The organism is Metasolibacillus fluoroglycofenilyticus (genome assembly GCF_003049645.1).
Classification (GTDB): Bacteria; Bacillota; Bacilli; order Bacillales_A; family Planococcaceae; genus Metasolibacillus; species Metasolibacillus fluoroglycofenilyticus.
The window spans coordinates 25,384-38,032 of sequence record NZ_PYWK01000006.1; the positions used below are offsets into that span (position 1 = coordinate 25,384).

A 12,649-nucleotide genomic window follows, 5' to 3' on the forward strand; every position below is an offset into this window, starting at 1 on the left:
CATAAGAACCACCATAAGATGCTGATTTTAAAGTGCAATTGAGGAACTATTAGAGTCCAAAGGTATTTTTTTCATCTATCGAGGTTACCTCTAACATGCCAGAAATCAATTCGGAAACAATAGTAGTTTCATTATTAAATAATAATTTTTCATTCCCTTCGATTTTATAAGCCTTGATGTTTATTATTTCAGCATTACTTATCAATTGATTAATCGATTATAATCGATTACTATTGATTTATAAAATAATCGATGGAGTGAGTGTAATGAATTTGAAAGAATCACTGACATTGGAATTTAAACGGGAATTAACGGATGCTATCAAGCGAGAAATCATTGCTTTTGCAAATACACAAGGTGGCGAACTTTACATTGGGGTCGATGATGATGGCACTATTATCGGTCTTGACAATGCTGATAAAGTGCTTGAATCTATTACTAGTATGCTGCACGATGGTATTCAGCCAGACATTTTAGTGCACACTTTTTTAGAAATTATTGAGTTAGAGGATAAAGAAGTTGTAAAAATCAGCATTGCAAGGGGAGCTCGTCGCCCATATCATTTAAAAGCAAAGGGCATGAAACCATCCGGCGTCTTTATTCGATACGGTACTTCCGTTACAAATGCTTCCGAAGAAAACATCCGTCAAATGATTATTGAATCTGACGGGATAAATTATGAAACGATGCGAAGCATACAGCAAGAGCTGACATTTACAGAAGCTGGAGCTGTTTTTAATGAGCAAAACATAAAGTTCGGTCCAGAGCAAATGCGTACGCTTGGTCTTATAACAGACGATGGCTATTACACAAACTTAGGATTACTTTTCTCGGATCAATGTGAGCATACAATCAAATGTGCTCGTTATTTAGGAAACGATAAACTTGAATTTCAAGACCGCAGAGAATTTACTGGCTCTATTTTAGCCCAAGTAGAGGCAGCTTATGAATATTTATCGTTAAATAATGCAAAGCACGCATATTTCGAGGGGCTTAAACGAATTGAAACGGAAAGCTATCCGAGTTATGCATTACGTGAAGCGTTAATTAATGCGGTTACTCATCGCGATTATAGCTTTAGTGGTAGCATACTTATTCACCTATTCCAAGATCGATTGGAGCTTGTTTCTGTTGGTGGTCTAGTTAAAGGATTAACGCTAGAAGATATTGAATTAGGTATCTCACAAAGTCGTAACCCGAAACTAGCAAATGTCCTTTACCGATTAAAATGGATTGAAAGTTATGGCACAGGCTTACAGCGCATGAAAGAGAGTTATAGGGGGAGTGCTATTCAACCGTTTTGGACAGTTGGACCAAATGCATTCGTCGTCACACTTCCTAAAAACAACCTTTCTACTCCTACTGAAGATAATAAAATCTTATCTGACTGGTTAACACAAAATAAAGAATTTGCTTCCAAAGACCTTGAAAATTATTTAAATAAAAGTAAAGGTACAGTACGGAAAATTATTATGGAATTACTTCAGAGCGGACAAATTATACGCATTGGGCGAGGGCCGAAGACAAGGTATAAAGTGATTTAACATACTTGCAATAAAGTGAAACTTCCATCAGTGGGGGTTTTCCTCATCCCCACTGATTGTTAGTTGAACCAATCGGGCTTTTTCCAGCAGTTGATCTCCCGCTTATTCTTTAGCGTATTTTCACTTAAGTCTTGAAGTGGTAATCTCACAGCCCGTTAATGCGGGATAAACAAAAATAGTTGTATATGATGCTTTGTTCGCTATAATCAAATTAACAATAATAGAAAGTAGCGTTCAGATGAAAACATATAATGAAAAGATGAGCATTTATCATGGCATGGCTTCCACACTTGCTGCCAATACAACGGCAAATTATATTCCGATATTTTCGATGGCGATTTTAGGGGCGACGAATTATCAGGTCGGCTTAATTAGCTCTATTCCGCCTTTAGTCACATTGCTGATGACGATTCCAGCGGCAATTTTATTGAATAAGGCGGTAGAGCAAAAGAAGCTTGTTGCCTTTTCCGTACTGATTGCAAGGCTTATTTTTATGTCATTCATCTTTATCGCCTATATCCCGCAGGCAATTGCGTCATGGGCTTTATTAGCGTTGATTGCGTTAATGAGTATACCAAACACAATGGCGAATATGGGCTGGCAGGCATTAATCGGTAATATTATTGAGGATAGAAGGCGTGGTCAATTTTTTAGTGACCGCAATCGCCTGCTAACAATTGTAGGACTTATTTCGACATTAACTATTGGTATTATTATGCGAGAGGCTACGAATAGTACCTTTGCTTATCAGCTTTTATTTTCAATCGCCTTTTGCTTTGGCTTGTTAGAAGTGTACTTTTTGTTAAAGCATGAGGAAGGGGAGCCTGTACAGAAAAAGGAACGAAATAAGGCTATGAATTGGGGTATTTTCAAAGACTCTAATTATGTCCGTTTTTTATTTGTAGCTTTACTTTTTAATTTCGGCTGGCAAATTGCATGGGGGCTTTTCAATATTTATAATGTGCGCTATGCAGGGGCAACAATATTTTGGATTAGCATGTTTAGTGCGGCAAATATGCTAGCGCAAATTTTTTCCTTCCCATTATGGCGTAAATGGTCAGAGAAATACGGCAATATGCGTGTCTTCGTTTGGGTAGCCTTCGGTATGGCGGTAGCCCCATTCGCGATGTCACTATCGACAAATCTTGTCTATTTAACACTCGTATCTGTACAATCGGGTTTATTCGTCTCTGGTACAACATTAATTCTATTTAATTTATTGCTAGAAAATTCCCCAAAGGAAAATCGTACATATTGCATTACGAGCTATAATGTTTTACTAGCGATTATCGCCTTTATCGCACCGCAAATCGGTATTTGGATACTCGAAACATTTACAATGACAACTGCTATGAACATTAGCACCATTGTTCGACTAACAGCAGCATTTGGTTTCCTGTATGTATGGATGAAGAGTAGAAGACCAGTGAGCTATTCCAAAAGCCGTGCGTAGCCGGCTTTTGGATAGTAGCGATAATGTTTGATAAAATGTTGATGTAACTAAAAAGAGAAATCCTCTTTTAAAAATGTGATGAACATTGGCCAAAGCAGTGTTCCCGCTTGGTGAAAAATGGAGCGATGCAAACCTTTATTTCAATATGGTGTCAAAAAAAATGGATTTTTCGGACACGCCCTTCAATACTGACAATTAATAAGACTTTTCTAATGTATAGCCGATTAATGTGTTTTGTTTTAATAATAGGTATACTTTTCCTGTTTCTGATTTTTTACTATAATAAAAATCAAATCTAGAAATAGGCCATTGACTTTTAGGGATAAAATCTTGTTTGAATTGGTGTAGGGCATCTTTCCTGTATAACCATATTTGGCTGCATGATTAGTTACTGCACCCGTGTTCATTTTTGTTAATGCTAATCCACTAAAATCTACACGCTCTAATCTTATATCATCTATACTATAGGTAGTAATATCCTCAGTTAGTAAATCTAACTCAAACTCATTAATTTCCGAAGCATTTGCCGTATCGTTGATGTTAATTAGAAATAGAATTGCTAAGCTATATAAGATGGTTGTTAAAAATTTCGTAAACTTCATTTTCAAATATGCCACCTAATTAGTTGCTATAGCATTTTTTATATTCTCGAGTTAACCCCATTATAGTACTACACATAACACATAAACAATTGCGTGATTCCGCATATTTTATTTGCGGAATCATGCAATTGATTTTAGTTATAAAATTATCTTTAATTTCTAATTTGATACAAATAAATACTGAACTATGCTCTACTGTCCTTGCTGTGCAACTAAGACAATGGTACTATATTCTCTAAGTAAGGTGGGTGATAAAGTTGGTATATAAAAATGATATAATAGATAAAATGAAGGAAATTATCTTATTAGAAAATATAGAGGAACGTTTCAAAATAACTTTATTAAGTTATATAAATGAAAAAAGTAATTCTGCTATGTCTTTTGGGGAGCTTTGTATATTCCATTATCAGGCATTTTTACAAGAACCAGAGATAGATAGAGACATCATACGAGTTGCTGCTGCTGTTGAACTATTAGTACTGAGCTTCGATATAATAGATGATTTGCAGGATGGCGATGCGGATTATATATGGTGCAATAATCCTGCTATTGCGATGAATGGTGCGTTGGCAATGATTTTTTTAACAGCCAAGCTGATTCATGAAAGTACATTTCGGCACAAAGCACAGGCTCTGCATGTGCTAAATGAATTTGCATTAAAGAGCATTAATGGACAATATCTTGATTTAGAAAATAGCGCAAAAGACGAAGCTTCTTATCTCAAAATGACAGAGGCTAAATCAGGTGCATTAATAGCACTTAGCAGTTCGATAGGTGCTAGCCTAGCGCTAGGTAAATTGGATGAAAGAGTAATTGAGTATTCAACATATATTGGTGTAGTCCAGCAAATATTAAATGATATCCAAGACCTGAAAACATGGGGTAAAAAAAATGACTTGCTAAATGGCAAGTATTCTTTACCGATCCTTTATTTATTGGAGCAGTCAGAAGCGTATGCAGATATTTTGAAAAAATATTATAATGGTGCAAAAGTGGAGCTTGAACCTACATATTTTAAACAAGTATTATTAGAAAGCGGTGCAATTAATTATGCACTTGCTATAAAAAATATTTTCAAATTCAAGACATTGCATATAATAAAAACGATGCCATTTAACAATGAAGAAAAACAATATTTAATAAAATTAGTAGAATAGGAAGTTTTAACGTGATTAGCAAATTAATTAAGTATGTAAAAGAAAATTCTCAACTAATACCACTATTAGAGGATAATAAGTTATCACTTTTAGGTGTCTCGAAATGGGAGCAACAGGCAATTGTTGAGGCGATGAATGAGCCGATGAAAGCATTATTTTCCAAATGGAGATAAAAATGAGCAAAAAAGTGTTTTTGGTAGTGTTATTTGGATATACTACCTTATTTATATACTTAATATCATTTTTATTAAGAACACCGTTTATCGGTATTGAAATAGTGCAAGTGCAACAAGAGTGGAAAATTCAAGATTTTGCTCATCCTGAATGGGCCGAGAATCATAATATTGAGCGCGGAGATATCATACTGGAGATTAATCACCAGCCAATAAAAATTGCTGATGATGCCACGCAATATGTAATAAAGGGCGCAAGCAGCATACTTACCCAAAGTACACAAGGGGACAGTAAGCTTATCAAAATTTCATATCGCGATTTTCCGATACAATCGTTTTATTGGGTATTATTACCGATTGTTTATTTTATAATGAGTTTAATTATATGTATTTATTTGAAACTATATAGAAAAGAATCCTTTCAATCTATTAATATCTTTGTATTATTTATATTAACAGTAGCATTAACATACGGTGCTATAGGACCATCAGGATACTTGGGGAATATAAGTGTTTTTATTATGAGTAATGGAGCTATAGCAAGTATTATTTTATTACTACATTTTTTAATTAACTATCTACAATTATTAGATGTTAACCATAGATTGATAATTAAGCCTACTTACTTGTATGGGATTCTTATTATTAGCTGCTTGTTGACGTTATCAGAGAAAATTATTCCAACTATCTATGAATGGAATACAATTTTTATACTATTAGGAATAGCGTTTCTTATTTTTTATGCATTCCTAATGCTATTAATTGTCTACTTGAAATATCGTAAACAACAGCTATTAGTATTGCTCTTTTGCTTAGTAGGGCCCTTTTTACCGATGCTCTTACTATACTTGTTACCGATGCTGTTATTTCAACAGCATGTACTAGCTATGGCTTATTGCACCTTGTTTTTACTTTTGATTCCCATTTTGTTAATGCTCACACAGCTCCCAGACTATTTATTCGATGTCGATTATGAAATTTCAAAAATACGCTACTATAGTATGCTATCATTAGTTGCCTCTAGTGTCGTTGTAATAGGCCTTTATTTTATACTGGATATAAAGCGACTAGATGCTTTTAAAAGCTTTCTTTTCTTATTTATTGTTATTTTTGGTTTGTTCTACGTAAAGGAACGAATCGATTACGCAAGCCGAAAAGTTTTATTTTCTCCTAAAGGCGATTACGTGCATTTTGTGTATAAAACCATTGAACAAATTACGCATATGCCTTCAGTTGATAAGTTATTAAAGCATTTTAGTGAGGCATTGGCTCAGCAATTATCTGTGAGTCATGTTGAGGTACATACTTATTCCACTGCTAATCGGGTGGCAAATCCTAAAATAATTGAAAACTTAGCGTTAGGTACTGTGAAAAGGGTGGATGGTCGTTATATTGGCTGTTTGCATGAAACATTGGATAAAAAGTATATTGTGACGATTGCTAATGAGGGCGGTCTATATTTAAAAAAAGAAGAGCTATTATGCTTGGAATTGCTCATTATGTATGTTAGTAATTTCATTGATAACACGCAGTTTGTCGAAGGGCTTATTGAGCAACTTGATACATCGCAGCAAGGCAATCCAGCATGGCTGAAGAAATATATTTGGCTGCAGCTAGAAAATGAAAAATCCCAGCTTGCACAGGAACTACATGATACGATTTTACAGCAGCAACTTTATTTAATACGTGAGCTAGATGTAGCGCAAATAGATAAGCAGTTAATTAAACGTCAGCGGGAATATTTAATCCAATTAAATGTCGATTTGCGTCATTATTGTGAGCAATTGAAGCCACCTTTACTAGAGAAGCAAGGTTTACGGGTTGCATTGAATAAATTATTTGCGGAAATAGAGCGACAGGCGAACTTTACAATTATCCATGCAATAGAAAATGTCGTATTGGACTCCCCCGAACTACCACTATTAATTTATCGTACAATCCAAGAGATGTTGAATAATGCATTAAAGCATTCACGGGCAACCTATGTCAAAATTACACTAACCGCTTCGACGCAAGGTTTTGAATTAGTTTATTTTGATAATGGGGTTGGCTGTGATTTATCTGAAATTGATGGGAAAAATTCGATGGGATTACAAGGAATGAAAGAACGAGTGTATGCATATAACGGCTCGTTTGAGTTAACATCAGCCTTAGACGAAGGTATGCATATTGTTATCAAAGTTAAGGAGTAATGTAAGGATGATTAAATTATTATTAATAGACGACCATCCATTGATTTTAGAGGGAAGTAAGCAAATTTTTAGCAATGCACCTGATATAGTAGCTGATACGTTAGAAGATATGAAATCATTCTCAAAGGTGCTCACAGAAACACAGTATGATGTGTTTTTAATTGATATTAATTTAGGTGAGAGCAGTGGATTAGAGTTTGCGGAGCAGGTAAAGGCTAAGTATCCAGCAGCTATCATTATATTGTATACAGGTGAGCAAATAGAAGATTATTATTCACTTATTTTAGAGAAAAAAGTGGATAATGTCATTTCGAAAACAGCAACAAAGGATACTATTTTAAAAGCGGTATATGCTGCAGTGAATAATGAAGTGCTGTTGCCTAAAAGCTTTATTGATTACGTACAACAGAATCCAATGAAAAAGCAACTACAATTAAATCAGCGAGAAAAACGAATTCTAGAGCTAGTGAGAGAAGGCTATACGAATAAGGCAATTGCGCTAGAGTTAAATTTAGCGCAGCGCACAGTAGAAAGCTGCTTGTCGCAAATATATATGCTACTAGATATAAATACACGTGCTGACGCTGTGTTAAAGGCTGTGGAATTGAAGTTGATTTAACAAAAGTTATCCCAAAAGCTGTGCATAGCCGGTTTTTGGGATAGTGGTGATAATATTTTATAAAATATTGAAAGAATACGTCTTTAGAAATGTGCTAAACATTGGTTTTAGCAGGGGGCACTCTTCTAGGTAAAGTTTTAACGATGAGAGCGACGTTGAGGTAAAAATGGTTGTCTGAAAGTAGGCTAGCACGCTACTGCCAGACAGCCGTTTGTTTTTTACATTAAAATTTTTACATAATTACTTGCTTTGATTAGTAAATATTCAAGCCGTATGTACAAAATAGTAATTATCTGAAAAGAAATTTCAATTAGGGGCTGTCCAAAAAGCCGTGCATAGCCGGCATTTTGGACAGTAGCAATGATGTTTCACAAAATGTTGATTCATATAAACAGAAAGCGCCTCTTTTAAAAATGGGATGAACATTGGCTTTAGCAGTGTTAGCTTTCAGTAAAAGTGAAGCGATGAAAACATTGATTTCAATGCGGTGGCAAAACAAAATGTACTTTTCGGACAGCCCCCGTAAAGATATGCTATTTTTATATTATGGATTCGTATTTTTCATTTTCTTAGGATTTTTTTATTATATTTGATTATGAAATCAGATGGGGGTGTAAGAAAACATATTAAAGTGAGGTATGGAGTTAAAGGCGAAGATTTAGATCTCAATGAGATTATAAGGGTAATCAACACGCTATAAATATTGCTATCTGGCAGTGACATTTTGCTGTGCTCCCTGTTCGATGATGTAGATTATCTAACTAAAGGTACTCCTTTAATTAAGAGCAAAAGACATTACCAAAATAAAATTAGGAATCACTCTTTTATTTTTGAAAGTAGATAGGGGATATTTACCTGTAATGTCTTTGCCTTTACTATAAAACTATAGCGCGTTACTTACCGCAAAAACAATTGCGTGATTCCGTATGAATTTTATGCGGAATCACGCAATTGCCATACGGATGTGAGTAATAGTACTATGAGAATAACTCGAATACGGGTTATCTATTTATAGTTATAGTGGATTTTGGTCAAAGTAGATTATTTAATAGATCTTTTCCATATGCTTAGTAAAGATCAAAATGTGTTTTGAATGATTTATTTTACCACTGGGATATTTTAATTATTTTAATAGGTTAATTATAAGGAGGAAGGTACATATGGGTGTAGATAGGTTAACACAAGCAAGAACAGACACTGCGAATACAGGTAGAAAGATAGGGGAAGCAATAGGAAATAGTAAAGCAGCAAAGGCTGCTGATAAAGCTGTAAAAGCAATTGGTCAATCATTTGTAGATTATGGAAAAGCAGTCAATAAAGCTGCTCAACAGACTGTGTATGGAAATATGGAAGCACCTTATGCTACTGGTGGAGGTGCTTTTAAAGGGTTAGTTGATGCTGGCGTTAAAGGTGCAGCAAGAGGGGCTGGGACAGGTTTACTTTTGGAGTTCGGTGCTAGGTCTGTTAATAATATTTATAATGATGTAATTCGAGGGTCTAAATAATTAAAAAGCATATGCTAATCTACCGGTATTTGGCAACCACTATACTTCAATTAGTTAGTAATATATAAGTGGAAATTGCCTGTATTTATATAATTTGATTAAAAGGAAATGTAAAGATGGGTATTACATATGACAGTTTAATAAAGTTAGATTCTGTAATGTTAGTATATTTGGACAAAGAGGATATAATAAAATTAAATCTTATTAGTGATAATGGATTAAAGTGGAGAATTCCTATTGAGAAATATAATCAAGTTACAATTAATCTTAAATATTACGCATTTATAATCAATAATAAGTTTTGGATTAAAGATCCAAAATGTAATAAAATATACAATTTCCTGAATACTCATTTTTCAGTGAGAAATAATGACTGTATGAATAATGTCAAAGATATTAAATTAAATTACTCCTCTACAGGGACAGATTTAAGACAAAACACTTTTGATATTATTAATCAAACGAGTTCTTTTTCAAATCTAAATAATGCAATATGTTACAAAGCTAGTTTAAGCAATGTTAAGGAAGATTCGCCTATTATTTTTCAAATTATTAGTCCATCAGGTGAGCTACACTTTATTGATGTGGAATATTTAAAAAAGAATAGTCAGAATGGTATAAGAATCTATTACGCAGGTTTAAAAATCTCACCTTTCTTAGGTGAAGGGGTATGGACTTTTCAAATAATATTTAAAGAAAAAATAATAGATGATAAAAAAGTTATTTATAAAATTTATAAGAACAACTATAGCCAAAATAAAATAAATCATTTCACGCAACAATATAGTAGCTTTCATATGGAAGTGTGAAATTTTGTAATTAATGAATAGAGGATTTGATATTTTAATGATGATTCATAGTAACACTCGCTCATTTTTAATCGTTATATATTATGGTACCTTTTTCGTTCTTTCAAAAGTATATGACTTTTCGGTGTTTATAAATTATGTAATATGTTTGGTCCCTTTTATAGTTTTTATCATTTGGCGTTATAGGAAAAGAAAGCAGAGTGGGAATTATAAATCATAATACGTTTCCTTTTATAAATAACTTCTTCTTGCGAAAAATAGCTGATGGATTGTAAATAGCATAAAGAATAATAATCCTATTGCTACATAACTTAAAAAGTTCTTCTCCATGAACTGATTAATTAGCCACATGCCTGCCATAAAGCAAAAGGTAAATAATATGCCAATGATAATACGTTTCATCATCGTTCATGTCGTATGTATATCGCAACCCAATAGTGAGCCATTTATTAACTGAGCCAGTGAGCCACTTAAACCTCTGTGTATTTTTCAGACGCACACCTCGGCTTTATTTGGAGTGGCGGGCATGATACCCTTGTTCGGGCGTTAAATCCTTATTACTACTATAAATGCGCTTATAAGTACGTACAAAAACGCTCGTTTAACGATGTACATTTTTGATTACCTCTGTATATTACAACTTTACATGGAGGGGCGAGCATGATAGCCTTGTTCGATTAGCCAGCCCTTGTAACAGCTGGCTTTTGGCTGCCGAATCATGCGAGTAGAGGTCTCCATGTAAAGTTGTAATTCTTCAATATTGCTTCGCTCGGCTCTTTTGTAAATTACCCCATTGCTCAATAGCATGATGCCTAGAAGCGTTGATAATATAAAGGAGGTTTTATTAATTTCGGCTTTTAAAAAGATTGCCGCACTGTTATTGATAAAAATGAATGCGCATAAAATAAAACTTAAATTGCCAGTAAATTTATTATTTTTCATAGCTATTTTGACTGTTTTCCTTCCTTTCATTTATTCTTTTGCGAGTATCGTTCGTATACCATAAAAATAAGTTGACGATAAAGCTAAAACAAAGGGGGGGCCAATTAAATTTTCCAGCTAAAATGGCTGTATATAAAGTACCCGTTATACCAAGCGCACATTTTACCCCAAGTATAATCATTAATTTTTTGTATTCCATATGTAGATTACCTCTTATACAGTCATTTTATAAAGAGCAAGATTGAAAAACAATTGCGTGATTCCGCATTACTTTTATGCGGTATTGGGCAATATATAATGGAAAATCAACAACAAAGGACACTTGTCAATTTCTATGGTAGAATAGGCTAGAATTGTTGTAGTTAGATAAAACTAAAAGGGTGAACATAGATGAAATTGATAATTGGTTTAGGCAACCCTGGCAAACCATATGCTCATACACGCCATAATATTGGCTTTGATGTCATTGATGCAGTGGCAGAAAAATGGGGAGCACCGTTAAACCAAACGAAATTTAATGGTATGTATGCGACTGTGCATCGTCCTGAAGGAAAGGTGATGCTATTAAAACCGTTAACATATATGAATTTATCGGGTGAATGTGTGCGTCCAATGATGGATTATTTTGATATTGCAATAGAGAATCTTATCGTTATTTACGATGATTTAGATTTAGATACAGGCAAGCTACGTCTGCGCCAAAAAGGCAGTGCTGGCGGGCATAATGGGATTAAGTCATTGATTCAACATTTAGGTACACAAGAGTTTAACCGCATCCGTGTTGGCGTCAGCCGCCCGCCGGCAGGCATGAAGGTGGCAGACTATGTGTTGTCGAAATTTTCAAAGGATGAAGAGCCAGTTGTAGAGGATGCAATAAAAAAATCGTGCGATGCAGTGGAGCTCGCATTATCAAAAAGCTTTTTAGATGTAATGAATGTTTTTAACGGTGCATAAATAAACAGGAGAAAGCCTATACTTTGAATACATAGCTTTATCATGATTTAGAACATCTATACTGTTGAATATTCGGTATAAAGTCAACTGAACCATGATTAAGCCCCTAGTGCATGTGACAGGTTTTTTAGTGCATTCGAGAAAATAGCCGTGGGGTAATTGATTCAAAGGAGGACTTGCCTTGTCAGTTCGTTATCGTTGTAGACATTGTGAAACAGAGATTGGCACATTGCCATTTGATGCAGATGAAACCATTCGCAAGCTTCACCAATTTGAAATTGGGGAAGTGGATGACTATGTGGAAAGGGACGAACGAGGGGATACGACGGTGCATTGTATATGTGAGCACTGCGAAAATTCCTTAAGACAATTTCCAGATTACTATGCATTGAAAAAATGGCTGCAATAATGAAATGCTTTGGCTGATGAGGCCAAAGCTTTTTCCACTTCCTACTTATTTAATCAATTAAATAGAGGTGTGATTGCATTCAGATTTTTTTGAGTAGGCTCGAAAAAACCTGTGACATCTACTCGAGGCTTAATTTGAACTAGCAGGGAATTTGGCACACCCTATGATTTAATTACTTCTCCACCTATAGAAGTGGGGGGCTTCTGTATCTGTCGCTTTGCTGTCGGTATAAAAAAATGTGCTCCTGCGGTAGTCACAATAGAATTGTCACTATCCTCGACGGAGTAAAT

Annotated in this window: 12 protein-coding genes; 10 read left to right on the forward strand and 2 right to left on the reverse strand. The window is 34.6% G+C overall.

Going from position 1 to position 12,649, the window contains the following annotated elements; genetic code table 11:
• Positions 1-266 precede the first annotated feature (266 nt).
• Complete coding sequence (locus C9J36_RS15575; protein ID WP_107943688.1) at positions 267-1,544, forward strand: RNA/DNA-binding domain-containing protein; 1,278 nt, start codon at positions 267-269, stop codon at positions 1,542-1,544.
• Between the two features lie 238 nt (positions 1,545-1,782).
• On the forward strand, positions 1,783-2,997 hold the full coding sequence (locus C9J36_RS15580) for an MFS transporter (RefSeq protein ID WP_066165600.1): 1,215 nt from the start codon (positions 1,783-1,785) through the stop codon (positions 2,995-2,997).
• Between the two features lie 239 nt (positions 2,998-3,236).
• On the opposite strand, the gene C9J36_RS15585 is transcribed toward C9J36_RS15580, so the two are convergent.
• A complete protein-coding gene (locus tag C9J36_RS15585) occupies positions 3,237-3,599 on the reverse strand; it encodes a hypothetical protein (RefSeq protein WP_107943689.1) in 363 nt (120 codons plus the stop codon).
• 257 nt (positions 3,600-3,856) lie between these two features.
• Here C9J36_RS15585 and C9J36_RS15590 point away from each other — a divergent pair, with 257 nt between their 5' ends.
• The 6 genes from C9J36_RS15590 (at position 3,857) to C9J36_RS15615 (ending at position 10,054) form a co-directional block, all read left to right on the forward strand.
• Positions 3,857-4,756, forward strand: coding sequence for a polyprenyl synthetase family protein (locus tag C9J36_RS15590; protein WP_235616096.1), 900 nt, complete (start codon positions 3,857-3,859; stop codon positions 4,754-4,756).
• Between the two features lie 11 nt (positions 4,757-4,767).
• On the forward strand, positions 4,768-4,929 hold the full coding sequence (gene comX, locus C9J36_RS15595) for a competence pheromone ComX (RefSeq protein WP_107943690.1): 162 nt from the start codon (positions 4,768-4,770) through the stop codon (positions 4,927-4,929).
• A gap of 2 nt (positions 4,930-4,931) precedes the next feature.
• Positions 4,932-7,121 carry an ATP-binding protein gene (locus C9J36_RS15600; RefSeq protein ID WP_107943691.1) on the forward strand — a complete coding sequence of 730 codons (2,190 nt, stop codon included), beginning with the start codon at positions 4,932-4,934 and terminating at the stop codon, positions 7,119-7,121.
• Between the two features lie 7 nt (positions 7,122-7,128).
• Positions 7,129-7,740, forward strand: coding sequence for a response regulator transcription factor (locus C9J36_RS15605; protein WP_107943692.1), 612 nt, complete (start codon positions 7,129-7,131; stop codon positions 7,738-7,740).
• 1,160 nt (positions 7,741-8,900) lie between these two features.
• On the forward strand, positions 8,901-9,245 hold the full coding sequence (locus C9J36_RS15610) for a hypothetical protein (RefSeq protein ID WP_107943693.1): 345 nt from the start codon (positions 8,901-8,903) through the stop codon (positions 9,243-9,245).
• 116 nt (positions 9,246-9,361) lie between these two features.
• On the forward strand, positions 9,362-10,054 hold the full coding sequence (locus tag C9J36_RS15615) for a hypothetical protein (protein WP_107943694.1): 693 nt from the start codon (positions 9,362-9,364) through the stop codon (positions 10,052-10,054).
• 642 nt (positions 10,055-10,696) lie between these two features.
• Here the strand turns inward: C9J36_RS15615 and C9J36_RS15620 are convergent.
• A complete protein-coding gene (locus C9J36_RS15620; protein WP_107943695.1) occupies positions 10,697-10,996 on the reverse strand; it encodes a hypothetical protein in 300 nt (99 codons plus the stop codon).
• A gap of 390 nt (positions 10,997-11,386) precedes the next feature.
• On the opposite strand from C9J36_RS15620, the gene pth reads away from it, so the two are divergent.
• Positions 11,387-11,950, forward strand: a complete 564-nt coding sequence (pth, locus tag C9J36_RS15630) for an aminoacyl-tRNA hydrolase (protein WP_107943697.1) — start codon at positions 11,387-11,389, stop codon at positions 11,948-11,950.
• A gap of 181 nt (positions 11,951-12,131) precedes the next feature.
• Entirely contained in the window at positions 12,132-12,359 is a 228-nt protein-coding gene (locus C9J36_RS15635) for an anti-sigma-F factor Fin (protein WP_066165583.1), read from the forward strand.
• Positions 12,360-12,649 lie beyond the last annotated feature (290 nt).

Coding starts and splice junctions, on each gene's coding strand:
- C9J36_RS15575 (WP_107943688.1), top strand. CDS start 267: ATGAATTTGAAAGAATCACTGACATTGGAATTTAAACGGGAATTAACG.
- C9J36_RS15580 (WP_066165600.1), top strand. CDS start 1,783: ATGAAAACATATAATGAAAAGATGAGCATTTATCATGGCATGGCTTCC.
- C9J36_RS15585 (WP_107943689.1), bottom strand. CDS start 3,599: ATGAAGTTTACGAAATTTTTAACAACCATCTTATATAGCTTAGCAATT.
- C9J36_RS15600 (WP_107943691.1), top strand. CDS start 4,932: ATGAGCAAAAAAGTGTTTTTGGTAGTGTTATTTGGATATACTACCTTA.
- C9J36_RS15605 (WP_107943692.1), top strand. CDS start 7,129: ATGATTAAATTATTATTAATAGACGACCATCCATTGATTTTAGAGGGA.
- C9J36_RS15610 (WP_107943693.1), top strand. CDS start 8,901: ATGGGTGTAGATAGGTTAACACAAGCAAGAACAGACACTGCGAATACA.
- C9J36_RS15615 (WP_107943694.1), top strand. CDS start 9,362: ATGGGTATTACATATGACAGTTTAATAAAGTTAGATTCTGTAATGTTA.
- C9J36_RS15620 (WP_107943695.1), bottom strand. CDS start 10,996: ATGAAAAATAATAAATTTACTGGCAATTTAAGTTTTATTTTATGCGCA.
- pth (WP_107943697.1), top strand. CDS start 11,387: ATGAAATTGATAATTGGTTTAGGCAACCCTGGCAAACCATATGCTCAT.